The sequence below is a fragment of the Azohydromonas lata NBRC 102462 genome, assembly GCF_001571085.1.
In the GTDB taxonomy this organism is placed as follows: Bacteria; Pseudomonadota; Gammaproteobacteria; order Burkholderiales; family Burkholderiaceae_C; genus Azohydromonas; species Azohydromonas lata.
In genome coordinates, this window is sequence record NZ_BCTC01000013.1 from 13846 (window position 1) to 37480 (window position 23635).

Below are 23635 nucleotides of genomic sequence, written 5' to 3' on the forward strand. Positions count from 1 at the left end.
GGGGCGCATGGCTCGTGGCTGATGGCTCACCCTGCCCACAGGTCGCCAAGATAACGCTTTACCAAGACGCGACAACGACTTACCGTGGCTCGGCTGACTGGCCTCATCGCAATAACCGTGGACGCCATTCGCAGTAACCGTGGGCCACAACACTCGCAAGATGTATGGACCGCCGACTTGCAGGGTGAGGCAACGCCGCGACACTTCCAAGTCACGGCCAACGCGTCGGTTTCTCTATGCAAGACAAGTGGTTACGCGCAGTTCCCGCTCGCACCCCGGGTGGACCGGGGTCGCACGATTATTAACCTGGCAATAAGAGACCCGACCGCCTAATTTGTACTCATGGACAAGCCCGACGGTCGCAAACTTTCCGAGGAATCGCTGCAGTTACTGCGTCGTCAGGCGCACCGGTTGCGACAGGCGCACAAGACGTGGGACGAGATCGCAGCCATCGTGGGGCTACACCGCTCCACGGTCATGAGTTGGGTGAACCGCTACCGACTCAATGAGCAGCAGCCCGCAGACGTGGCTTCGACGCGCCGCGGCCGGCTGCTGGGCGACAAGCGCACGCTCGGGCTCGAAGACGAGCGACGGCTGCGCGAGCAGATCGTGGGCGGCAGCCCGGCGCGGTTGGGACTGCCCTATGCGCTGTGGAGCCGCAAGGCGGTGCAGGAGGCCATCAAGCTCGACTTTGGTATTGACATGCCCGTCCGCACGGTGGGCGAGTACTTGAGGCGCTGGGGCTTCACGCCGCAGCGCCCAGCCAAGCGGGCGCTGGAGCAGCGACCCGAGCAAGTTCGGCAATGGCTGGAGGTTGAGTATCCAACCATTGTGCGGCGTGCCAAGGTCGAAAGGGCCCTGGTGCATTGGGCGGATGAGACGGCCGTGCGCCAGGATACGGCCTGGGTGCGCGGCTATGCACCCAAAGGCCACACGCCCGTGATCGAGCACGCTGCACGGCGCCCTACGCCCGGCATCACGATGATCTCGGCGCTTACCAACCAGGGCTTGTTGCGCTTTGGCTTTCATGATGGCGCCATCAACGCCGAGCGCTTCATCGACTTTATGGCCGATGTGGTGCACGACTCGCCGGCCAAAGTGTTTCTCATCGTGGACAACCTGGCCGTGCACCGCGCCGAAAAGGTACGGCAGTGGGCGCAGGCCAGGAAGGATGACATCGAGCTGTTCTACCTGCCACCGTATTCGCCGCAGATGAACCCCGACGAACTCGTCAACCGTGACCTCAAGACTGAACTGCGCATGCGCCCTGGCAGCAGCGACCGTAGCACTCTCAAGCGCATTGCCCTGCGTTTCATGGAGGCGCTGAGCGACATGCCACAGCGTGTCAGGGGCTATTTCGAAGACGAGCAGGCCGTGTACGCCAGCTCACGGGCCACGTACTCTTTTTAATTGCCGGGTTGATAACGGACTTCAACACCCTGAAGCCATCGAACACGCGATGGTGTCGCTGCACCATTGCCGAGCCGCCCAGCGTGGCTGGTTACGCGCGCTGTGAAGCAGTGCGCCGGCGCCAACCCTCCGTGCAAGCCCTGAGCCCAGGCAGGTACAGCGCGCCGCTGCTAGCAAGCGTGTGCAGCCACAGGTCAATCCTGACCCGGCGGCGCCTCCAGTGTCAGCGTGACGCTGAACGTACTGCCCTGCCCCGGCAAGCTCGCCACTTGCAGCGTCCCGCCCATCATGTCCACCAGGCGCCGCACGATGGACAGGCCCAGCCCCGTGCCGCCAAAGCGCCGCGTGATGGAGCCATCGGCTTGGGTGAACGGCTCGAAGATGCGCGCCTGGTGCTCGGGCGTGATCCCGATGCCCGTGTCCACCACGTCCAAGCGCAGGGTGGCCTGTTGCCCATTGCGTGCGAGCTGCCGCACACGCAGCGTCACACTGCCACTGGTCGTGAACTTCACCGCGTTGGACAGCAGGTTGAGAAGCACCTGGCGCAGCCGCAAGGGGTCGCCGACGAGGAACCGCGGCAGCGCCGGTGCGACATCGGCCACCAGCGGCAAAGACTTGGTATCAGCTTGGGACTGCACCAGGGTCCGCACCGCATCGAGCAGTGGCAGCAGTTCGAAATGCACGGCCTCCAGATGCATCTCACCGGCCTCGATGCGCGAGAGGTCGAGCACGTCGTTGGTGAGCGCCAGCAGCTGCTCGCCGGCTTGGGCGATGTGCCCGACGAAGGCCCGCGCGCGCTCGGGCAGCTCCAGCTGCTGCAGCAGCTGGCTCAGCCCAATGACCGCGTTGAGCGGCGTGCGGAACTCGTGGCTCATGGTGGCCAGGAACGCGCTCTTGGCCGCGGTGGCAGCCTCGGCCTGGCGAGTACGCTGGCGCAGTTGCTCTTCCAACGCCTTCCGCTCGGTGAGGTCCGTCACGATGCCCAGAAAACCCAGCGGTGCGCCTCGTGCATCGCGCAATACGCTGATGTTGAGCAGCGCGGGAAAACGTGTGCCGTCGGCGCGCACGTAGGTCCACTCCGTTTGCTGGCCGGCCCCCGGGTCCTGCGGCTCGGCCTGCTGCTGGTCGGCCGACAAGGCGTCGGACAGCCCGGTGGCCATCGTGCGCACCTCCAGCGGGAGCAGGTGCAATTGCCGGCGCACCTCCTCAGGGTCATGGAAGCTCAGCACTGGACGCCCCCGTGCCTGCGCCTGCGACAGGCCAAGCATCCTTTCAGCGGCTGGATTGAGGGCGCTGATGTTGTTGGCCAAGTCCGTGATGATGAATCCGCTGGCGGCGCTGGCGAAAAGGGCTTTTTCACGTGCGGTGATCGCTTCGAGCTCGGCCGTGCGCTGGCGCAGGGCCTCTTCCATCGCCTTGCGCTCGGTGAGATCGGTGATGATGCCCATGAAGCCCACGGGCGTGTCTGCTTCCTGGCGCAGCACGCTCATGCTCAGCAGCCCGGGGAAGCGCGTGCCGTCGGCGCGCACGTAGGTCCACTCCGTCTGCATTCCAGGCTGCGCCGAGGCCGACACCGAGCTGTTGCGGATCGCCCGCTCCAGCAAGGCAGGCTGCCCGTGGCCATGGTCACGCAGGATCTTCGGAATCATGTCCGCCTTGGCCTGTACTTCCCCAGGATCGTGGAAGTCCAACATCGGCCTGCCTGCCGCCTGTACGGCCGGGAGACGGAACATCTGTTCGGCAGCCGGATTGAAGAGCGTGATGCGTCCAGCCAGGTCCGTCGCGACGATGGCGCTGCCGGCGCTGTCGAGCAGTGCGCGCAGCCTGGCCGTTTGCTGGTGCACCTGCTGCTCGAGCGTGGCGTTGAGCTCGGCAAGCCTTGCTTCGGCCGCCTTGTGCTCGGTGATGTCGCGGGCGATGCCCACGATGCCCATGACATGCCCGTCAGGGGACCGCAACGGCACCTTGATGGTGAAGAACACGCGAGGCTCTCCATGTCTGGCATCGAACACCGTCTGCTCGACCCGAATGGTGCAGCCTTCCTGCAAGACGCGCCGGTCCTCGCTTTGCGCCTGGGCGGCCACCTCCGCTGGCAGCACCTCGCTGTTGCGCATGCCCATCAGCGCCCCGCGTGGACGGCCCAGCACAGCGGCGGTGGCGGAGTTCAGCACGACCATGCGTCCTTCGCTGTCGCTGGTCCAGATGGGATCAGCCGCGCTTTCGATGAGCTGTTCCAGCAGATCGGCGGCGCGCCTGGCTTTGGCCTCGCTCTCGCGCAGTGCGCTCTCCGCGCGTGCCTGCTTGATCGCGGCCCAGGTTCGCTCCGCGGTGGCCTCGACCAGCGACACCTCGCCCGGTGTCCACAAGCGCGGGGCTGCCTGGCAGACATTGAGGTTCGCGACGAAACGCCCGTCCAGGATGAGCGGCACGCTCACCAGCGCTGCGATGCCCTGTGCCGCCAAGGCAGCCCGCTCGCCATCGGACAGCTCGGGCACCGCGGTAACGTCGGGCACCACGACCGTGCGCCCGGCCACCAACGCGTCCCGCAGCGAGCGTCCGAACTCAGCTGTGCGGTGGCGCCCGGTCAGCTCAGGCAAGCCTTCGGCCACATGGCTGCGCTCGATAAGCAGTTCCGCCCCGTCGGCCGACACTTCCCCGTACATCACGCGGCTGGCTTCCAGGTGCTGGCCCAGCATGCGCGACGCCTCGGCCATGACGGCAACCGGATCGCTCAACGCGCGCAACGTGTCGCTGAGCCGCAGCAGATAGGCCTCGCGTGCCGCGCTCTGGCGCAACTGCTCTTGTGCCTGCAGGCGATAGCGCTCGCCCAGCACCCGCGGCGTGGTTTCCTCCAAAATGCTGAACACGCCGACCACCGTGCCTTCGTCCGAGTGCACCGGGTGGTGGATCTCGTCGAACCAGGCATCTTCCAGCTCGGTGGTGCGGATGAACGGATAGTACTGGTCACGCAACTGGACCGTCTGCCCGGCCAGCACCTGTCTGAGATGAGGTTCGAAGACGGCGCTGACATCGGCGAAGGTCTCATGGGCTGAGCGACCCAGCGCGATGGCGCTGCGCGGCCCGATCAGGCGGCTGTAGGCGTCGTTGTAGAGCAGCAGCGCCTGCTCTCCCCAGGACAGCGCCATCATGCGCGGGCTCTGCAGCATCAAGTCGACCAGAGCGCGTAGGCTTGGTGGCCAGCGCTCAATCGGCCCCAGCGGCGTCGCCGCCCAATCGTGAGCGCGAATGCGCTGTGCCATCTGGCCCTTGTGAAAGGGCCACGAAACGGTTTCGATGTCATATCCAGTGATGTTCACGCGGGTAGCGTAGCCGTGACGACGACACCGACGGGCCCGGTCTGTTACCGATTCGGTCGCGCTCGGAGGGCGCGGCACCAAGTCATGCTTTTGAGGCCCGTGCAGGACGGCAACTAATCTGGCCGCTTGCTGGCAGTTCCGACAAATGTTGATTCCCGGCGCGCGGCCGCGACGGGCTCGCGCATGACCCATGCGCCAGAGGATCGCAGCCCGTGGCGTGGTCGGCGACGACATCCAGCACGCACATGAGACAGCCGAGACCTTCAGCGCTGAGCAGGCCAAAGCGGCTGGACAGGTGAACCTTCCCCGGGTTCGGCAGGGACTTCACTGGCTGCGGCCTGCTGCTGCTGCTGCTGCCGGCTGCAGCCCAGCCCACAACTACATAAAGTACCCTGATGGACGAGTGGCAACGCCTCAACGACGAGCGCATCAAGCTGGAGCGCGAACTTCTCGCAGCGGAACGGGATCTGGAGCAACAGCGAAGTGCGGCACAGCCCAATTCGATGCTGATGTACCGCGTGGCCGAGCGCATTGATGGCTGCATCGCACACCTGAGGCGAGTGAACGATGGGCTGGCGTGCATGGGGCCGCCACGCAGTTGCGCCTGAACGACTGCCGGTTCCGAAGCCAGTGCCGTACTTGTTCCGTAGACCGCTGCAAGGTACGTTGACCGGCTGGGTCGTCCTTTGGACGGAGTCATGTCTGCCCACGCCCGCAGTCCAGCCATTTCAGTAGCGTCGCATACAGCACCTGCGGCCGCACCGGCTTGGCGACGAAGTCGTTCATGCCTGCAGCCAGGCATGCCGCGCGGTCTTCGTCGTAGGCGTTCGCCGTCATGGCCAGGATGGGCAGCGACCGCAGCCCCGGGAGCGCGCGCAGCGCCCGCGTGGCCTGCAGCCCGTCCATCACGGGCATTTGCACGTCCATCAGCATCAGGTCGTAGACCGCCTGCTGCGCCTTAGCCACCGCCATGCGGCCATCCTCGGCAAAGTCCACCTCCAGCCCCACGCCGCGCAGCAGCGCCAATGCCACCTCGCGGTTGACGGCGTTGTCCTCGGCCACCAGTACCCGCGCGCCGGCGTGGCGCTGGCGCAGTTCGGCGCCGGCGCCCTGGGGCGGCGTGGCAGCAGCCACGGCCATGGTGGTCCCACGACCCAGCCAAGCCGTGAACCAGAAGACGCTGCCGCCACCCGGCCTGGGCTGCGCACCAGCGCTGCCGCCCATGAGCTCGGCCAGGCGCCGCGTGATGGCCAGCCCCAGTCCCGTGCCGCCGTGCTCGCGGGTGGTGGAGACATCGGCCTGCTCGAAGGCTTCAAAGAGCCGCGCCACCTGCTGCGGCTCGATGCCCATGCCGGTGTCCTCGACCTCGAAGCGCACCAGCAGCTTCGTGCCGTCCTGCCGTTCCAGCCTCGCCCGCAGCGCGATGTGGCCGCTGGCCGTGAACTTGACCGCATTGCCCGCGTAGTTGAACAGCGCCTGCCGCACGCGCGTGTCGTCGCCGCGCAGCCAAGCCGGCACGTCGCCACTGTCCACCTCGATGCCCAATCCCTTGGCCGCAGCACTGGCGCCCACGATGGAACGCACCTGCTCCAGCAGCGCGGCCAGGGCAAAGTCGCGCCGCTCCAGCTGGACCTTGCCAGCCTCGATCTTGGAGATGTCCAGGATGTCGTTGATGACCGACAGCAGGTGCCTCGCCGCATCCTCGATCTTGGCCACCTGCCGGGCGTGGCCGGGTTCCAGGGCCTCCTGGGCCAGCAGGTGCGCCAGGCCGAGGATGGCGTTCATGGGTGTGCGCAGCTCGTGACTCATGTTGGCCAGGAAGGCGCTCTTGGCGCGGCTGGCGGCTTCGGCCGCATCGCGCGCGGCAGCCAGCTCGGCCGTTCGATGCGCGACCCGATGCTCCAGGGTGGCATTGAGCGCGGCCAGCGCATGCTCGGCCGCCTTGCGCGCGGTGATGTCGAGCGATGCACCGATGACGCCGATCACGTGCCCCTGCCCATCGGTGAACGGCGCCTTGGTGCACAGCCACACCGCGGTCGTGCTGTCTGAGTACGTCACCGTCTCTTCGAACTGCTCCGCCACACCGCTGTCCATGACCCGGCGGTCCGCGGCCATCACGGCTTCGGCCTGGACCTTGTCGGCGCGAAATTCCAGCTCGGTCTTGCCCAGGAAGCTCTGCGGTGGGCAGCCAAGAAGATCGGCCAAGCCTTGGTTGGCCACCAGCAGCAGCCCATCGCGATCCTTGGCGTACACGATGCCCGGCACGGCATTGGCAAAGGCGCGCAGCAGCTCCATGGCCCGATCGCGCTCGGCTTCCAGCGCGCGACGGCGCTCGATGTCGAGCAGCACGCCCGGAAAGCGCAGCGGCTGCCCGTCCTCGGCTAGGTCCACGCGGCCGTTGGCCTCGACCCAGCGGTAGACGCCATCGAGGCCGCGCACGCGGTATTCGCGCCTGTAGGGGCCGCCGCGTGCCACCGCCTCGTCGATGGCCAGACGCACTCCAGGCAGATCCTCGGGGTGAACGTTGACCAGTACCTGCTCCAGCTTCAGCCCGGTACGGCCCAGAGCAGGGGGCAAGCCAAAGCTTTGCGCCAAGCGCTCGTCGACCATCAAGGAATCGGCCGGCAGGTCCCACAGCCAGGTGCCGATGATGGCTCCCGCGGCCAGCGCCAGCTGCACACGCTCTGCGGCAATGCGCAGTTCCTCATTGCTGCGGGCCAACGCCGCCTCGGCTTCGTGAGCCTGCGTCGTGTCGAAGTTGAGCCCAATCATCCGGGCTGCGCGCCCGTCCGGCCCGGGCAGGACCTGCGCGCGCCCGGCCACCCAGCGCATCGAGCCCGTGGGCTGCGGGACACGGAACTCGAAGCGGAACGTGCCCTGGCCCGCCTCGACCACGGCGCGGATGGCGGCTTCCAGCGCCGGGCGGTCCTCGGCGTGTACACGCGCCAGGGCCCGTTCCCCGGTCATCTCGCCTTCGTGCCTGTCGACGCCGAAGAGCTCGTACTGTCGCGCGTCCCACTCCAGGCTGTCCGCGCTGAAGTCCCAGACGAAGATGCCCATGCCGCCAGCGTCGAGCGCAAGGCGCAACTGAGCCTCGCTGTCGCGCAGCGCCGCTTCAGCGCGTGCACGCTCGACGGCCGCCCAGGTGCGCTCGGCCGTCTCCTGCAGCAACTCCAGCTCCAGCGGTGTCCACGGGCGCGGCGTGGCTTGGTTCATCGCCAGCAGCGCAACGAATCGGCCTTCCTTGACCAGGGGCTGCACTGCGTACGCTGCAATCGACATCGCCTTGAAAGTCTCCTTGGCTGGCGGCGCAATGCCGGCATCCTGAGACACGTCGCCGACGGCGACCGCTCGCCCCTGCAGCGACGCGTAGGCGTCGCGGCCGAAACTGCTGAGCGGATATAGGCCATCCGGAAACACGTGGCCGGGTCGGCAGTAAGCATCTTCGATCAGCCAGAGATCCTCGCCGTCCCGGCGAACGTGCTCGGCGTAGAGCACCCGGTCGGTGGCCAGTTCTTCACCAAGGATGCGTGTGGCCATGGCCTTGATGCGCTGCGCGTCAGCCAGCGGCCGCAGTGCGTCGCTGAGCTTGAGCAAGCAGGCGTGCCGAGCCTCGGACTGCTGATAGACCTGCCGTGCCAGGACCTGGTTGGTGGTCTCGGTGGCCACACAAAAGAGCCCGACCACCTGCCCTTCGTCGTCGCGCAACGGCGTCCAGGAGAAGGTGAACCAGCTCAAGGGCTGTCCCGCGCGCTGCTGCAACGCCACCGGGCGATCGATGAAGTAGTGGGATTGTCCGCGCAGCAGCGTCGCTTCGAGCATGGGCCGGTATTCCTCCCAGATCTCCGGCCACACCAGGGCGTAGGGCCTGCCCAGCGCATCAGGGTGCTTGTTGCCCAGGAACGCAATGTAGCCGTCGTTGTAGAGCGAGATGTGCTGCGGCCCCCAGGTGACATAGATGGGCTGCTGGCTTGCGAGCATCAGGCTCACGACCATGCGCAACTGCACAGGCCAGGTAGCGATGGCACCCAGTGGCGTGGCTGCCCAGTCATGACCGGACAAGCGCTGCGCCATCTCGCCACAGGCAAACGGCCAGCCGCCGGTTTCATGGTCTGTCCGGTTCACAACTGCGCGGCTGCTTGGCCAGGGTTGGTGTAACGCGCCATCGAGACTGCTGTTCGATCGGCGAAGACGATCTCTCACTGGCCAGCACCTGGTGCCGCAGCTTCACGCTCTCGCCAATACGGGGAACATGCGTTGGCTCAACGTGCCCCGGACGCACCGCCCGGATGGGACTTGAGCCAGTCGCGCAGCGCGTCGTTCATGCGGGTCTGCCAGCCCGGGCCGGTGGCCTTGAACGCGTCGATCACGTCGGCGTCATAGCGCACAGTGACCGGCCGCTTGGTCCGCTCCAGCCTCGGGCGTCCCATCTTCGTCGCCGCCTTGACGGCCGCGGCGTATTCCTCGCGCGACACTTCGCGCTCGCCGATCCTGCGGTCCGCCCTTTCGAAGAACGCCTCGTCAAGCTCCGGCGCGTCGTCCGGGTCAATCCAGGGCTGCTTGGTGGCGGGCGATTTCGCGCTCATTGGCGTACCTCATGGAGATGATGCGGCGCGCCGCGCCGCGTGGTGTCCAGACCAGGCAAACCATGCGACCTTGCAGCATCCCGAAGGTGATGCTGCGTGGCTCGCCGTAGTCCATGCGCGTGTCGGGCGCACTGCGCGTGGGGCCGGCGAACACTTTGCGCGCGTCCTCGAAGTCCAGGCCCCGTTCGGTCAGCGTCCTGGCTCGCTTGTCAGGATCGTACTCGATGTGCACGACTAATTGTAGCTACATAAAGTCGCACGAGTAAGACAAGATAGACCAGATAATCACCCATAATCTTTGCTATTCATAAATTTCAGCAAGATCGCCGCCATTGGCTATCGCTTGTTGAGCCTCGTGGAACCACAAGCACTTGCGCAGGCCCTGCCCCAGACGCCTCCACGCAATCCCACCTGAAAGGGTTGAGAAAGTGTCGGCCGCCCGTAACCGCGCTTTTCCGCAACGTTGCTTTGCGCCAGCCGATTGAAGGCATCGGCTGGATCCGGGCTCGCCGCTACGCTGGCGGCCCCTTGGTTCAAGCGACAGCAGGAGGTATGGCCATGCTGGAGGGGATTTTTGACACATGGGGCCGTCGCGGGCGCTGGCGTGCGGGCGGCGGCTGGGGTGCCGCGCTGCGCTGGCTGGCGGCACTGGCGACGGCGTTCGCGGCGCTGGGCGCGCCGCTGCAGGCGCACGCGTTGGGCGTGCGGGTGCCGGGCACGGCCAACCCATGGCTGGCCGGCATGCCGGACGGCAGCATCGACCCGCCGGACAGCGCGCCCGCGCAGTCGCCGGTGCTGCTCAGTGGCCTGGACCTGAGCCGCCTGGACGTGCTGACCTTCAGCGTGCGCGGCGGCGTGGCCAACTGCCCGGCCACCAGCACCAGCACCTTTTGCTGCCCCGAGTGCGGACGGGCCTTTCCCCGCGCCGACGGGCCGGTGCCGGGCGTGGACGGCGCCACCGAGGTGTTCACCCATGCGCCGGTCAACGGCATGTCCAACCTGCGCGCGCCCATCAACTCGCTCATAGGCGTGTTCCTGGGCCCGTCATTGCCCACCGCGGGGCCGACGCCGGACGACCTTGATTTTTCCGGCAGCGGCCTGGGGCTGGACTTCCGCACGCTGCACCCGCAGCTCAAGCAGACCTTCTTCATCGGCGACGGGCTCACCGGCCGCGGCAGCGGCGAGCGTCAGCAGTTCTTCGTCCCCGAAGGCGCCACGCGGCTGTACCTGGGCACCATGGACGGCTACGAGTGGAGCAACAACGCCGGCGCCTTCCGCGTGCGGGTGCCCGCCGTGCCGGAGCCCCCGGCGCCGCTGCTGCTGGCGCTGGGCGCGGCGGCGCTGGCCGGGTGGACGCGCCGCCGCGCGCGCGGACGCCCAATGGGTGCGCTGCCCGCCTGAGCGGCCGGGCTCAGGCCACGGCCGCCGCCGCGCGGCGGCGGGCCGCCCACAGGCCCTCGGCGCTGTACAGCGCCAGGGCCGCCCAAATCAGCACGAAGCCCAGCACGCGCGTGCCCTGAAAGGGCTCGTGGAACACCCACACGCCCATGAGCAGCTGCAGCGTCGGTCCGATGTACTGCAGCAGCCCCAGCGTGCCCAGCGGAATGCGGCGCGCGCCGGCGGCAAACAGCAGCAGCGGCACCGCGGTGATGGGCCCGGCCAGCAACAGCCAGCCCACGGTGGGCGCATCGGCCTGGGCGATGGCGCTGCTGCCGGAGAGCGTCCACAGCGCCAGGGCCGGCACGGCCAGCGGCGCCAGCAGCAGCGTCTCCAGCGCCAGGCCCTCCAGCGTGCCCAGCGGCGCGGTCTTGCGCATCAGCCCGTACAGGCCGAAGGACGCCGCCAGCAGCAGCGCGATCCAGGGCAGTTGCCCCGCCTGCCAGGTCAGCCACAGCACCCCGGCCCCGGCCAGCGCCACGGCCGCCCACTGCAGCGGGCGCAGCCGCTCGTGCAGGAAGGCGTAGCCCATGAGCACGTACACCAGCGGGTTGATGAAGTAGCCCAGGCTGGCGTCTATGACGTGCCCGTTGTTGACCGCCCACACGTAGACCAGCCAGTTGCCCGCCAGCAACAGCGCGCTCACGGCAAACAGCAGGAGCTGGCGCGGCGACTTCAGCGCCGGCTTGAGCAGGTGAAAGCGCCGCATCGCGCCCAGGACGACGAGCAGGAAGACCAGCGACCACACCGTGCGGTGCAAGACGATTTCCAGCGAAGGGACCGCGGAGACCTGGCGGAAGTACAGGGGAAACAGGCCCCAGGCCACGTAGGCCAGGGCCGCATACAAAATGCCGACATTCATTCACGGGGATTCTAGGCAGCGCCCTGCGCACCGCCCCCCGGCCGCCGCCTTGCCACCGGCCGGCACAGGGCTGCACCGCGCGCGGCGCGCCTGAATGTCTCCAGATTTCCAGGACTTTCCGGTATGCACTGCGCGTTTTTGAAGCCTGGCCGGCCGACATGGGCGCACGCAGCCGCGTGTCTGCTGCTGGCCGCGCCGGCATCCGCCGCCTTGGGCGCCGAGGCCGGCGGTGCGGGCGGCGGCGGCAACCCCGTGGCAGGCAAGGCGGTGTTTGCGCGCTGCGCCAACTGCCACCAGCTTGGGCCGTCGGCGCGCGGCGGGTTTGGGCCGCAGCTCAACGGCATCGTGGGCCGCAAGGCCGGCAGCACCGCCGACTTCCACTATTCCGACGCCCTGAAGAACGCGGATTTCGCCTGGACCGAGGAGCGGCTGCGCGCCTTCATCCAATCGCCCAACCGCACCGTGCCGGGCAACAAGATGCGCTTCTGGGGCTTGGGCGACCCGCGCCAGATCGACGATTTGTTGGCTTACCTGCGCACGCAGCGCTGAGGCGGCAGGACGATCCAACGAGGCCAGAAAGCACGGGCTTCAGCCGCTGCCGGCCGTGCCACCGCGGGCAGTTTGGGACGTCCCAAATGGCCCGCCTCCGCAGCGGTCCCCAAGGGCGGCTGCGGGCACGGCGTGCGGGCCTCGGCGGCGCCGGGCGCTCAGCCCTTGTCGAAGCAGTTGCGCGCAAAGCGCCAGACCAGGCGTGAGGCACAGGGGCCGGCCGGATCGCTGAAGCGCTCGCGCGCCGCGCCGCCGCTCCAGGCGTGGCCCAGGCCCTGTATCTCGCACAGCGTGGCCACGGTGCGGCGGCCGGCCTTGTAGTCGGTGACGTGCATGGCGTGGCGCTGGCCGCGCTGCACCACGCGTGCGGCGCCGCCGCGGGCACCCACGGCCTCGGCCCACAGCTCGGCGGCGGCAGCCGCGTTGCGCGAGGACACCACCGCGTCCGCGCTGCCGTGCAGCACCAGCAGCGGCGGCAGCGAGGCGCCCGCCAGCAGCGCCGGGCCCACCGGGACGACGCCCTGCGCGCCGTGGCCCAGCATGGCCCGCAGCGCGGTGGCCGAGGAGCGCGCCACGCCCGGCGGCACGCCGGAGTGCATGGCCACGGCCTTGAACAGCTGCGGCCGCCGCACGGCCAGCAGCGCCGCCATGCTCGCGCCGGCCGACAGCCCCGCCACGGCGATGCGGTTGCGGTCCACCGCCTGCGCCAGCGCCACCTGCTCCACCGCCGCCACCAGCGTGGCCGCCTCGGCCAGCGCCTGGCCGCTGCGCGTGTCGTACCAGTTCCAGCAGCCTTGCGGGTTGGCGCGCCTGTCCTGCTCGGGGTAGAGGACGAAAAAGCCTTCGCGCGCGGCCAGCCGGTTCATGCCGGTGCTGATGGCAAAGCCGTGCGCGTCCTGGCTGCAGCCGTGCAGCATGACCAGCAGCGGCAGCGGCGTGGACCGCCCTGCCCCCTCGGGGCGGTACAGCCGCCAGCGCCGCGCGCCGGCCGGGCCCAGCACGGTGCCGCTGAGCCAGTCGCCCGGCCCCGGCGGCGGCGCGTGGGCCGCAGCCACCGCCTTGACCATGTCCTGCGTCAGCCGCTGGCCGGCGCGCGCGACGCTGCGCACCTGGCGCTGCGCGGCCTGCTGCCACAGCGATACGAGCTTCACATTTCGCATGCCCAAAAACCTTGCTGCGGGTGGCCGGCGTGACCTGCCCTGGTCAAACCTTGAGCGCCTTTTGCAGCCGCTGCTGCAGGTCGCGCGCCTCGTCGTCGCTCAGGCCTTCGAGCAGGAGCTGGATGCGGCCGTCCTCGAAAGTCTTGAGCTCGCCCTTGCCCGCGCCGAAGCTCACCTTCATGCGCGAGGCGTGCGGGCGCTTGTAGGGGCCCTTCTCCGCCGCCTTGCGCAGGTTGTCTATCTCGCGAAAGCTCATGCCGCGGGCGCGGGCGCGCACGACCAGCTCCAGCGTCTTGTCGTCGCCGCAGGTTTCCCAGTAGGCGCGGATGGAGGCCAGCGTGCGCGCGTACAGCAGCGCCGGCACCTCGGCCAGCGCCTGCAGGATGCTCCTGGGCATCTTGGCCAGCGACAGCACGCGGCTGACGTCGCCCTCGTGCAGCCGCAGCGCCTCGGCCAGCGCGCGCTGGTGGGGATAGACGCCGGTGTCCAGCAGCTCCTTCCAGCGCAGCGCCTCGTCCAGGTTGGAGGGGTTGGAGCGCGCCTCGTTGGCCGCGCGCGCCGTCTCGTACAGCGTGCGCACGCTCTGCGGCTTGGGCCGGATCTCCACGCGCAGCGTGGGCCAGTTGAGTTGCTGGCAGGCCTTCTGGCGGGTCTGGCCCTCGATGAGGACGACGTGGTCGTCCTCCACGTAGCCGGTGGCCGCGGTGGTCTGGCCCTCGTCCAGCAGCGACTGCGCCATGTTCTCCACGGCGTCCACCGTGTAGAAGATGCGCGGGTTCACCGGGTTGGGCCGCAGGCACTCGTGCGGCACCTCGTAGACCTGCCCAACCTGCCAGGGGCCGTAGTAGAGGGCGGTTTGGGACGTCCCAAACTCGCCGTCCACGCCATCGTCCGGCGCTGCGGCGATGAGGCCGCGCACCGCGGCGGGTGCGGCGGCTGCGGCCAGGGCCGCCACCGCCGCCTGACGGGCCGGCGCGCTGGAGGGGGCGGTGTCCGGGGCCGCAGCGGGTGCGGCGACGGCTTGGGCGGCGGCGGGCGCGGCGTCAACTGCGGCGGCTTCGGCCTGGAGTGCGGCGGCGTCCTCGGCGCTGACCTTGGCGCCCTGCGCCTCGGCCTTGGCCACGCGCTGGGGGTCGAGCTGGATGGGGCGGAATTTCTGCTTGAAGCTCATGCGGCCTCCATCTCGTTGATGCGGCGAGCCACCTCGTCGTAGACGGCGCGCATTTCCGTCTCGGCCGCGCCGGCGCCGGAGATCTCGTGGATGGCCAGCCCGTTGCCGGTGGCCTCCCACACCTTGCGCCGCGGCAGCACGGCGTCGAACACGCGCACGCCCGCGTCGCTGAACTGCCGGCGCACGAACTGCGTTTCCTTGGCGCGCGGGTGCAGCGCCACGCGGTTGAGCAGCACATAGACGGGCACCTGCACGTCCTGCAGCAGCGACAGCGTCTGCACCGTGCGCGCGATCTCCGGCTGCATGGGCCCGCAGGGCAGCAGCACGAGGTTGGAGATCTCGGCGCACTCCTTGATGACGGCCTTGTTGCCCGCGCCGATGTCCACGACCACGAGGTCGTACTCGCGCGCCAGCGCGGCGATGGTGCGGGCGCACTGGCGCATGACGCCCACGACGTTGATGGGCGGCTCCACGCCGTCCTCGCTGCGCGCGTTGCCCCAGTCCGTGGAGGTGCCCTTGTCGTCGGCATCCACGATGACCACCGAGGCGCCCTCGGATGCCGCCATGGTGGCCAGGCACACCGCCATGGTGCTCTTGGCCACACCGCCCTTGATATTTGCAATCGTCAGAATCACGTCCGCCTCCTGAAGGCGCGATTTTGCGGCGATACACGGCACCCCAGCACCGGATTTGCGCTTTGATGCACCGTAAAGTTTGCTGGGTGCCGGAAAGTGTGGGGCGCATGCGACGCATGCGGTTCGCAGTCGGGGAGCTTGGGGCAGGTGCGCGGGGAGTTTGGGACGTCCCAAACCACCCTTCGTCTCCAGAGGTGAGCGCAGACAGGCGCCAGCCGCAGCCGACTCGGCCGCTGATTCCCACCCGTCATTCCCGAAAGCGGGAACCCAGGAAGTCCCCAAGCTGGCCACCAGTGCGAAAGCCGGTATCGCAAGGCTTGAATCGCTGCTTTTCCGTGTCGCGTCTTCGCTGCGGCGCAGCGATCGCCCAGGTTCCCGCCTTCGCGGAAATGACGGGCGAGGGTGCTGAACGTTTGGGCTCTCCGGCCGCCAGCGTGGGGCGTTTGCCGCACAGGTACGGCTCCGAGGAGTTCGGTTTGGGACGTCCCAAACAATGGTTGAACCCACATGCCGCACGGTCCGCCTTGGTTTGGGACGTCCCAAACCGGTGTTCGAGTCCACTTGCCGAACACCACAGACAGCGCATTGCACGCCGTCGTACCTCAAACGGCGCACACGCCTGCCCCGGTTTGGGACGTCCCAAACGGCCCGTTCTGTCTAGAGTAAGAAGCGCGGACAAGCGTCAGCCGCAGCCGGCACCGCCGCGCACACTCAACCGTCATTCCCGTGAAGACGCACGGCTGTCCGGGGGAAGTTGAGGCCCCCCAGCCAGGGACTGACCCGCGGCGGCCCCCGAGCCGTCATTCCCGCGCAGGCGGGAATCCAGGTGGCCCCCAAGCCGGCCACCAGCTCATGGGCTGGCGTCACAAGGTCCAACCCCCGTTTCTCCTGCGTTGCCCCTTCGCTCTGGCGTGGGGCCGCCTGGATTCCCGCCTGCGCGGGAATGACGAAGTGGGGGCGAGCGCCCGGGCTCACGGGATGCAAGCGTGGGTTGACCTGGTGCGAACGAGCGGGCATCCCGCAGCGCAGATGGGCTCCAAGGAGTGCAGTTTGGGACGTCCCAAACAACCGGCCTTCATCCGCTCGCCGATCACTGCAGGGTGCAGTGCACGCCGTCGCGCCACAAACGGCTTGCACGCCAACCTCGGTTTGGGACGTCCCAAACCACCCCTCGTCCCCAGAGTGAGCGCAGACAGGCGCCAACCGCAGCCGACTCGGCCGCTGACTCCCACCCGTCATTACCGAAGCAGGGAACCCAGGGGTCCCCTAAGCTGGCCGCCAGTGCGAGAACCGGTGTCGCGAGGTTCTGAATCGCCGCTTTTCCATGTCGCTGCTTCGCTCCGGCGCAGGGCCGCCGAAGTTCCCCCTTCGCAGAAATGACGGGCGAGGGTGCCGAACGTTTGGGCTCTCGGGCTGCCAGCGGGGGTTGGCTTTGTGCGACCTGCCGGGCAGCCCGCCGCGCAGGTGGGCTCCGAGGCGTTCAGTTTGGGACGTCCCAAACCGACGCCCGGATGCGAGGCCTGGGCATACGGAGACAACGGCATGGAGCCCGGACAAGTCGCGAGCGTATGACCAGCCCGCTAGGGTTTGGGACGTCCCAAACCATGCCGCGCCTGCAAAGTGAGTGCGGACAAGCGCCAGCCTTAGCCGACTCGGCTGCTGACTCCCACCCGTCATTCCCGCGAAGGCGAAAAACCAGGAGGCCCCAAAGCCGGCCGGACCGTTCGCCGGCCGGCGTCATGAAGTCTTGAGCCGCCGCTCCTTCGCGTCGCCCCTTCGCTCCGGTGCGGAACCACCCGGGTTCCCACCTTCGCGGGAATGACGGATGAGATTGCCAAACGTCTGGGCTTTCGGGAGGCCGGCACAAGCTGGTTTTGCGCAAGCCATCGCGCATACCGTCGTCAAATGGGCTTCAGAGTGTTCAGTTTGGGACGTCCCAAACCCAAGCCAAAACGTGCAACCAGCCCGTGAATGCATTGCACACCACCTGCGCGGGCGTTGAGCACGGCCCGCGCCCTCCGAGCCGGCCCAATGCGCCCTTACCCCGCAGTCCCAGCCGAGTTATCCACAGGCTCGCCTTCTGACTCTCGCCAACCCGCCCGCTGACTCCCAGTTACGAGAGCCGCCGCCGCCGCCCACCCACGCCTTGCGACTCCCCCGCGACACGCCCGCTGACTCCCGCCACCCACGCCCGCTCACTCCCGCAGCCGCGCCCTCTGGCTCCCACCTGGGAGTCAGAAGCACATTTAAAATCAACAACTTACATTGCTTATTCACAAGGCTGAATCGTCTTTAATCGTCTTTGAATCCGTCTTGAATCAGCAAAAACCGGGAGCCTGAAGGCGTTGGCGCTGCGCGAAAAGCACCGTTTCCTGCCCACGTTGGGCGATCAGGAGGAAAACCCGGCGCGCCAAGGCCTTGACTGCGGAAGTCGAAGCATCCGGCGAAGGAGGATGCGACTACAAACCGGGACTCAGAAGGCGTGTGTGGACCCGCACCGGAGCCCTCAAGCCGCTTGGGCGTGGGTGCCGGGGGCCGTCACGCCATCCGAAGGCACGCACGCGGACCGTCAACTCGCCACCGCGGCGCCAGGGATCGCCTTCTGACTCCCACGGCCGGGGTGGCCGACGGCACCGCCTGGGAGTCAGAAGGCGCATCCGGAGGGAGTCAGCAGGCGTGTGCGCCGCCGCTGGCCCCGGTGGGAGCCACAGGACGTGCCGCCCGCCCGGGAAATGCCTGGGCGGCGGGAGTCACAAGGCGTGAACGGCGATGCCCCGCCACGAAGGGCCGCCAAAGCAGGCTGCCACCGGGAGTCAGCCGCCCACACGGCGCCTGATCGCCCCGCCAGCGGGAGCCAGAAGGCGTGCCGCGGGGACGGCGGCGGCGGCTTTGGGAGTCAGCGGGCGTGGGTTGGGAGTCACAAGGCGTGCATAGGGAGTCAGAAGGCGTGCGCGTGCGCTTGTCGGCCCTTGCAACGCTCGCGGACACTCGCCCCGCGGCGCTGCAACCGCCGGTTCGGCCGATCCGCCGTCCCACTGAATCGCCTTCTGGCTCCCACCGGCGCCAGGCATGGCTGCGAACGGTGAGCCGGCGGGTCGTCCAACCGCCACCGCCACGCCTTTTGACTCCCGGTACAGCCGGCCACAACGACGACGTTTCTCAACCATGCCACCGGAAAAAAGCCCGCCCAGCAGTCCGCGTGCTCCCGTGGCCGCCGCGCCGTCGCAATTGCCGCTGTGGCACGACCGGGTGCGGGGCCTGCCCAACCCGATCGCCCGCTCCTCGCTGTTCACCGTCGGCAACCAGAACGAGCCGCGCAACTTCTACCGCGAGCACCGCACCATCCAGACCCTGGCCGGCTGGGTGCTCACCGTGCGCGGCGAGGAGCTGCGCCAGGACGACGAGGACGTCTTCCTGCAGCTCATCCACCTGGCCCGCTGCCGCCCGCTGGGCGAGGCGGTGAGCTTCACGGCTTATTCCTTCCTCAAGGAGCTGGGCTGGAAGCGCAGCGTCGAGGGCTACAACCGCCTCAAGGCCAGCTTCGACCGGCTGCAGTTCACCAGCATCCGGCTGAGCTCCGACGCCTCCGGCGCCGACGGTTTCTACCTCTACCAGGGCGCGCTGCTGCGCAAGTTCACCGGCAAATCCGCCAGCGGCGACGAGCCCAAGGCCAAGTGGACGGTCTGGCTGGAGCCGGAAATCATCAAGCTCTTCGGACCCAGCACGTACACGCAGGTCTGGTGGGAGCAGCGCCTGAGGCTGCGCAGCGCGCTGGCCAAGTACCTGCACAGCTACTTCTCCACCCACGAGGCGCCTTACCCGCTCAAGGTCGAGACCTTGAAAGGCCTCACCGGCTCGCGCGCCGCGCGGCTCACCGACTTCCGCAAGGCGCTGCGCGTGGCGCTGCAGCAGCTCGTCAACGAGGGCTTCCTGGACAACTGGACCATTGACGGCTCCGACATCGTCCACGTCACCCGCAGCACCAAGGGCAAGGCCAGCAAGGTGCTGCCCACGGCCTGAAGCGTCACCCGTGCGCGGCCGCGTAGCTGCGGCCCACGCTGGCCAGCAGCGCGGCGATGGCGTCCTTGTCAGCCAACCGCTGCCGCCACCACTCCAGCGCCTTGCCTTGCGCGCCCACGCGCCAGGCCACGCTCATGGTCTCCGGCGTGCGCTCGTTTTCCACGCGCTTGCGCACCAGCACGCCGGCCTGCAGCAGCTCCTGCACGCAGGGCGCGGGCAGGTAGCCCACCCCTAGACCTTCGGCCTGCAGCCGCAGCTTGGCGCGCAGCGTGGGCACGGTGATGGTCTGCTGCCCGCTGAGCAGCCCGGCGCTGCGCACGGGCAGTTGGCGCGCCGAGTCCGCCACCACCACGCCGCGGTGGCGGCGGATCTGCGCCTCGGTCAGCGGCTCGTCCTCGCGCGCCAGCGGGTGAAACGGCGCGATGCAGAACCAGAACGGCACCTGCGCCACCTCGCGCGCCAGGTAGCCGCCGCCGGCCGGACCGGCGCCCGTGGCCAGCGCCAGGTCGCAGCGCGCCTGCAGCAGCGACTCCCACGTGCCCGTGAGCGCCTCCTCCTGCACGCGCAGCCGCGTCGCGTCCGCCACCCCGCAAAACGCCGCCATGTGCGGCGCCAGGATCTCGGTGGGCACCATGCTGTCCACCGCGAGCTGGAACGTGCTCTCCCAGCCCGCGGCCACGCGCTGCACGCGGCACTCCAGGTCGCTGGCCGCCTGCAGCAGCAGCCGGCCGTCCCGCACCAGCTCGCGCCCGGCCTCGGTGATCTCCACGCGGGGCCCGTTGCGCGTGAAAAGCTGGACCTGCAAATCCTGCTCCAGCCGCGCCACCGTGTAGGAGATGGTGGAGGGCACCTTGTGCAGCTCGTCGGCCGCGGCGCTGAAGGAGCCCTTGCGCGCGATGGCGTCCAGCAGCTCCAGCCCCTCCAGGGTCAGCTTGCCCATGCAAGGCCCTCATTTTTCATTTTCGATGAATTCGATGATGAGCACCGAACACTCTCATGCTCAAGCTTGATGAGGATCAACACAATGCATCTATGTCGTTGATGTACGGCATCAAATCGTAGATCGAAACCATCGAAGGAAAGGGTCAACACCATGATCACGCTGCGCAAGTCTTCCGACCGGGGCCACGCTCAACACGGCTGGCTGGACAGCCGCCACAGCTTCTCCTTCGCCGAGTACTACGACCCGGCGCACATGGGCTTTGGCAACCTGCGCGTCATCAACGAGGACAAGGTGGCGCCGGGCAGCGGCTTCGGCACGCACGGCCACCGCGACATGGAGATCGTGAGCTACGTGCTCGAAGGCGAGCTGGCGCACAAGGACAGCATGGGCAACGGCAGCGCCGGCGGCGCCAACGCCGGCGTCATCCGCCCCGGCGACGTGCAGCGCATGAGCGCGGGCAGCGGCGTGCTGCACAGCGAGTTCAACCACGCCAAGGACCGCACCACGCACTTCCTGCAGATCTGGCTGCTGCCCAGCCGCCGCGGCGTGGAGCCGGACTACGAGCAAAAGCACTTCGACGCCTCGCTGCGCCGCGGGCGGCTGCTGCCCATCGTCACGCCGCAAGGCGAGGGCACGTCGCTGCGCATCAACGCCGACGCCTCCATCGCCGCGGGCCTGTTCGACGGCGAGGAGTCCGCCACCGTGGCGCTGGACCCGGCGCGGCTGGCCTACGTGCACGTGGCGCGCGGCGCCATCGAGGTCAACGGCCACGCGCTGCAGGCCGGCGACGCCGTCATGCTCGACGGCGAGACGCAACTGGCGCTGCGCCGCGGGCAGGACGCCGAGGTGCTCGTGTTCGACCTGGCGCGCCTGTAAGCGCCGCCGCCGGCGCATTCCCGGGAGGCGGCCTCCCCAGCGGCGGGGCGGCCGGCACGTGGCTTGCCGCCGCCATCGCCCCATCGTTCCCGTCCATTCCCGCCCACGGGTGCCGGGCTCAGCCCCGGTGCCCCGACCCCGCAGCAGGCCCCGCACGGCCTGCGCATCACTACCCAGGAGCTTCAAATGGCCCGTGTTCTCGTTCTGTACTACTCGTCCTACGGCCACATGGAAAAGATGGCGCAAGCCGTGGCCGAAGGCGCGCGCGGCGCCGGCGCGACGGTGGACGTGCGCCGCGTGGCCGAAACCGTGCCGGAAGAAGTGGCCAAGAAGTCGCACTTCAAGCTGGAGCAGGACGCCCCCGTGGCCAGCGTGGCCGAGCTGGAGCAGTACGACGCCATCGTCATCGGCTCGCCCACGCGCTACGGCCGCATGGCCTCGCAGATGGCCGCCTTCCTGGACCAGACCGGCGGCCTGTGGGCGCGCGGCGCGCTCAACGGCAAGGTGGGCGCGGCCTTCACCTCCACGGCCACGCAGCATGGCGGCCAGGAGACGACGCTGTTTTCCATCATCACCAACCTGCTGCACTTCGGCATGGTGGTGGTTGGGCTGCCGTACAGCTTCCAGGGCCAGATGCGCCTGGACGAGGTCGTGGGCGGCGCACCCTACGGCGCCACCACCATTGCCGGCGGCGACGGCTCGCGCCAGCCCTCGCAGACCGAGCTGGACGGTGCCCGCTTCCAGGGCGAGCTCGTGGCCCGCACGGCGGCCAAGCTGTTCGGCTGAGCGCGCCTGCCGCGGCACCGGGCGCGACGCCGCGGCTTGCATACAGCTTTGCGTCCAAAAAGTCGTGACCAACTAGACACTTTTTGGATTTATGAGCGCCTCATGCGAATTACGCACGAAGCGGCTTGGATGTAAGTCAACCGGAAGGATGACTCGGCCCAAGAAAATGCGCGGCTTCCCCGGGGTGCGTGGCCTGTGTTGGCGGCGTCTTCGGAGGCGACAACACCTGGAGGCCGCGCTGCCATGAAAGTCAACTTGCCCGTCACGGGCCGTGAATACGGCATACCCCCTGGTGTGACGCTGATGTCCACCACGGATGTCCACGGCAACATCACCTACGCCAACGCGGCCTTCATCCATTCCAGCGGCTTCGAGCTTGGCGAGCTGATGAAGCAGCCGCACAACCTCGTGCGCCACCCCGACATGCCCGCGCAGGCCTTTGCGGACATGTGGGCCTCGCTCAAGGCCGGCCAGTCGTGGACGGCGGTGGTGAAGAACCGGCGCAAGAACGGCGATCACTACTGGGTGCAGGCCAACGCCACGCCCATGCGGCGCGAGGGCCAGCTCGTGGGCTACATGTCGGTGCGCACGCCCGCCAGCCGCGAGCAGATCCAGGCGGCCGAGGCGCTGTACGAGCGCATGCGCAACAACCAGGCCGGCGGGCGCAAGGTGCATCGCGGGCTGGTGGTGCGCACGGGGCTGCGGGCGTGGATGTCGGCGCTGCAGGTGATGTCGCTGCGCCAGCGCATCGTGCTGGCGCTCGGCCTGGGCTGCGGCGTGGCGGCGCTGCCGGCGCTGCTGGGCGCGGCCACCGGCGTGCAGTCGCTCATCGCGGTGGGCGCGGCGTTGGGCGGCATGCTGGTCAGCGGGCTGGTGCTGCAGGCGCAGGTGGTGTCGCCGGTGCGCGACATCCTGGCGCACGCCAACAACGTGGCCAGCGGGCTGACCGCGCCGGCGCAGCCGTTCAACCGCGTGGACGAGATCGGCCTGCTCATGCGCGCGGTCAACCAGGCGGGGCTGAACCTGCGCGCGGTGGTGGACGACGTGGCCGAGCAGACCGACGGCGTGGCCAGCGCCAGCAGCCAGATCGCCGCGGGCAGCACGGACCTGAGCCGGCGCACCGAGGCCTCGGCGGCCAACCTGGAGGAGACGGCGGCCTCCATGGAAGAGATCACGCAGACCATCAGCCACAACACCGAGATGGCCGACGAGGCGCGCCGCGTGTCGGAGCAGGCCTTCGACGTGGCCGCCCACGGCGGCGAGGCCATGCAGCAGGTGCGCTCGGAGATGGCCGGCATCCAGAGCCACAGCCAGCGCATCTCCGACATCAGCGGCGTGATCGACGGCATTGCCTTCCAGACCAACATCCTGGCCCTGAACGCCGCGGTGGAAGCCGCGCGCGCGGGCGAGGCGGGGCGCGGCTTTGCGGTGGTGGCCGGCGAGGTGCGCTCGCTGGCGCAGCGCTCGGCCACGGCCGCGCGCGAGATCAAGGCGCTGATCGACGAGACGGTGCAGCGCGTGGACTCCGGCGGCCGCCACGTGGAGCAGGCCGGCGCGACCATGGAGCGCATCGTGGAGCAGGTGCGCCGCGTCTCCAAGCTGGTGTCGGAGATTTCGGACGCCTCCATGCAGCAGGGCCTGGGCGTGGCGCAGATCCACCAGGCGCTGATGGAGCTGGACGGCACCACGCAGCAAAACGCCTCGCTGGTGGAGGAGAGCGCCGCGGCGGCCTCGTCGCTGAGCCGCCAGGCCGAACGCCTGGCCGAGGCGGTGACGCTGTTCCGCGACTCCGGCCGCCACAGCGGCCTGGCCCCCGCGCCGGCGCAGCCGCAGCAGCGCGGCGTGGGCGGTGGGGCGCCGGCCTGGAGCGTTTGAGGCTCAGA

The 23635-nt window shown here is 68.7% G+C and carries 17 protein-coding genes; 8 read left to right on the forward strand and 9 right to left on the reverse strand.

The genetic code is table 11. The features are described 5' to 3' along the window. The first annotated feature begins 342 nt into the window (after positions 1 to 342). A complete protein-coding gene (locus ALA01S_RS07060) occupies positions 343 to 1410 on the forward strand; it encodes an IS630 family transposase (protein ID WP_066333975.1) in 1068 nt (355 codons plus the stop codon). Positions 1411 to 1604: 194 nt separating this feature from the next. Here the strand turns inward: ALA01S_RS07060 and ALA01S_RS07065 are convergent, their stop codons facing one another. Next, positions 1605 to 4805, reverse strand: a complete 3201-nt coding sequence (locus ALA01S_RS07065) for a sensor histidine kinase (protein WP_238455720.1) — start codon at positions 4803 to 4805, stop codon at positions 1605 to 1607. A gap of 317 nt (positions 4806 to 5122) precedes the next feature. On the opposite strand from ALA01S_RS07065, the gene ALA01S_RS07070 reads away from it, so the two are divergent. After that, a complete protein-coding gene (locus tag ALA01S_RS07070) occupies positions 5123 to 5335 on the forward strand; it encodes a hypothetical protein (protein ID WP_066333982.1) in 213 nt (70 codons plus the stop codon). Between the two features lie 88 nt (positions 5336 to 5423). Here the strand turns inward: ALA01S_RS07070 and ALA01S_RS07075 are convergent, their stop codons facing one another. The 3 genes from ALA01S_RS07075 to ALA01S_RS07085 form a co-directional block, all read right to left on the reverse strand. Then, entirely contained in the window at positions 5424 to 8789 is a 3366-nt protein-coding gene (locus ALA01S_RS07075) for a PAS domain-containing protein (protein ID WP_169805863.1), read from the reverse strand. Positions 8790 to 8989: 200 nt separating this feature from the next. After that, the gene (locus ALA01S_RS07080; RefSeq protein WP_066333987.1) at positions 8990 to 9313 is read right to left on the reverse strand and encodes a BrnA antitoxin family protein; all 324 of its coding nucleotides are present in this window, start codon (positions 9311 to 9313) and stop codon (positions 8990 to 8992) included. Then, positions 9273 to 9545 (reverse strand): BrnT family toxin, encoded by a 273-nt coding sequence (locus ALA01S_RS07085; RefSeq protein ID WP_066333990.1) that lies wholly within the window; start codon positions 9543 to 9545, stop codon positions 9273 to 9275. The genes ALA01S_RS07080 and ALA01S_RS07085 overlap by 41 nt, the downstream gene beginning before the upstream one ends. A gap of 326 nt (positions 9546 to 9871) precedes the next feature. On the opposite strand from ALA01S_RS07085, the gene ALA01S_RS07090 reads away from it, so the two are divergent. Beyond that, entirely contained in the window at positions 9872 to 10714 is an 843-nt protein-coding gene (locus tag ALA01S_RS07090) for a PEP-CTERM sorting domain-containing protein (RefSeq protein WP_157118804.1), read from the forward strand. A 10-nt stretch (positions 10715 to 10724) separates the two neighbouring features. On the opposite strand, the gene rarD is transcribed toward ALA01S_RS07090, so the two are convergent. Continuing rightward, complete coding sequence (rarD, locus tag ALA01S_RS07095; RefSeq protein ID WP_066333993.1) at positions 10725 to 11612, reverse strand: EamA family transporter RarD; 888 nt, start codon at positions 11610 to 11612, stop codon at positions 10725 to 10727. 123 nt (positions 11613 to 11735) lie between these two features. On the opposite strand from rarD, the gene ALA01S_RS07100 reads away from it, so the two are divergent. Next, positions 11736 to 12161, forward strand: a complete 426-nt coding sequence (locus ALA01S_RS07100; protein WP_084267290.1) for a c-type cytochrome — start codon at positions 11736 to 11738, stop codon at positions 12159 to 12161. Positions 12162 to 12319: 158 nt separating this feature from the next. Here ALA01S_RS07100 and ALA01S_RS07105 read toward each other — a convergent pair whose 3' ends face one another. From ALA01S_RS07105 to ALA01S_RS07115, 3 genes are read right to left on the reverse strand one after another with little or no spacing between them, the layout of a single operon-like run. Further along, positions 12320 to 13321: an extracellular catalytic domain type 1 short-chain-length polyhydroxyalkanoate depolymerase gene (locus ALA01S_RS07105; protein ID WP_066333997.1), complete on the reverse strand. Its 1002-nt coding sequence runs from the start codon at positions 13319 to 13321 to the stop codon at positions 12320 to 12322. A gap of 43 nt (positions 13322 to 13364) precedes the next feature. Then, a complete protein-coding gene (locus ALA01S_RS07110) occupies positions 13365 to 14492 on the reverse strand; it encodes a ParB/RepB/Spo0J family partition protein (protein WP_238455719.1) in 1128 nt (375 codons plus the stop codon). Next, entirely contained in the window at positions 14489 to 15127 is a 639-nt protein-coding gene (locus tag ALA01S_RS07115) for a nucleotide-binding protein (RefSeq protein WP_157118805.1), read from the reverse strand. Before ALA01S_RS07115 ends, ALA01S_RS07110 begins: the two co-directional genes overlap by 4 nt. Before the next feature lie 3207 nt (positions 15128 to 18334). Between ALA01S_RS07115 and trfA the strand changes: the two genes are divergently transcribed. Next, positions 18335 to 19147, forward strand: coding sequence for a plasmid replication initiator TrfA (gene trfA, locus ALA01S_RS07120; RefSeq protein ID WP_066334003.1), 813 nt, complete (start codon positions 18335 to 18337; stop codon positions 19145 to 19147). Positions 19148 to 19151: 4 nt separating this feature from the next. On the opposite strand, the gene ALA01S_RS07125 is transcribed toward trfA, so the two are convergent. After that, positions 19152 to 20087: a LysR family transcriptional regulator gene (locus ALA01S_RS07125; protein ID WP_066334006.1), complete on the reverse strand. Its 936-nt coding sequence runs from the start codon at positions 20085 to 20087 to the stop codon at positions 19152 to 19154. 153 nt (positions 20088 to 20240) lie between these two features. Between ALA01S_RS07125 and ALA01S_RS07130 the strand changes: the two genes are divergently transcribed. The 3 genes from ALA01S_RS07130 to ALA01S_RS07140 all read left to right on the forward strand — a co-directional run bounded on the left by ALA01S_RS07130 (position 20241) and on the right by ALA01S_RS07140 (position 23627). Continuing rightward, complete coding sequence (locus tag ALA01S_RS07130; protein WP_066334009.1) at positions 20241 to 20966, forward strand: pirin family protein; 726 nt, start codon at positions 20241 to 20243, stop codon at positions 20964 to 20966. A gap of 186 nt (positions 20967 to 21152) precedes the next feature. After that, on the forward strand, positions 21153 to 21752 hold the full coding sequence (gene wrbA / locus ALA01S_RS07135) for an NAD(P)H:quinone oxidoreductase (RefSeq protein ID WP_066334011.1): 600 nt from the start codon (positions 21153 to 21155) through the stop codon (positions 21750 to 21752). A 243-nt stretch (positions 21753 to 21995) separates the two neighbouring features. After that, complete coding sequence (locus ALA01S_RS07140; RefSeq protein ID WP_084267293.1) at positions 21996 to 23627, forward strand: methyl-accepting chemotaxis protein; 1632 nt, start codon at positions 21996 to 21998, stop codon at positions 23625 to 23627. Positions 23628 to 23635: the final 8 nt, after the last annotated feature.

Bases quoted from the DNA above. Each gene is read 5' to 3' on its own strand.
- ALA01S_RS07060 (WP_066333975.1), top strand. From the start codon at position 343: ATGGACAAGCCCGACGGTCGCAAACTTTCCGAGGAATCGCTGCAGTTA.
- ALA01S_RS07070 (WP_066333982.1), top strand. From the start codon at position 5,123: ATGGACGAGTGGCAACGCCTCAACGACGAGCGCATCAAGCTGGAGCGC.
- ALA01S_RS07080 (WP_066333987.1), bottom strand. From the start codon at position 9,313: ATGAGCGCGAAATCGCCCGCCACCAAGCAGCCCTGGATTGACCCGGAC.
- ALA01S_RS07090 (WP_157118804.1), top strand. From the start codon at position 9,872: ATGCTGGAGGGGATTTTTGACACATGGGGCCGTCGCGGGCGCTGGCGT.
- rarD (WP_066333993.1), bottom strand. From the start codon at position 11,612: ATGAATGTCGGCATTTTGTATGCGGCCCTGGCCTACGTGGCCTGGGGC.
- ALA01S_RS07100 (WP_084267290.1), top strand. From the start codon at position 11,736: ATGCACTGCGCGTTTTTGAAGCCTGGCCGGCCGACATGGGCGCACGCA.
- ALA01S_RS07105 (WP_066333997.1), bottom strand. From the start codon at position 13,321: ATGCGAAATGTGAAGCTCGTATCGCTGTGGCAGCAGGCCGCGCAGCGC.
- ALA01S_RS07110 (WP_238455719.1), bottom strand. From the start codon at position 14,492: ATGAGCTTCAAGCAGAAATTCCGCCCCATCCAGCTCGACCCCCAGCGC.
- ALA01S_RS07125 (WP_066334006.1), bottom strand. From the start codon at position 20,087: ATGGGCAAGCTGACCCTGGAGGGGCTGGAGCTGCTGGACGCCATCGCG.
- ALA01S_RS07130 (WP_066334009.1), top strand. From the start codon at position 20,241: ATGATCACGCTGCGCAAGTCTTCCGACCGGGGCCACGCTCAACACGGC.
- wrbA (WP_066334011.1), top strand. From the start codon at position 21,153: ATGGCCCGTGTTCTCGTTCTGTACTACTCGTCCTACGGCCACATGGAA.
- ALA01S_RS07140 (WP_084267293.1), top strand. From the start codon at position 21,996: ATGAAAGTCAACTTGCCCGTCACGGGCCGTGAATACGGCATACCCCCT.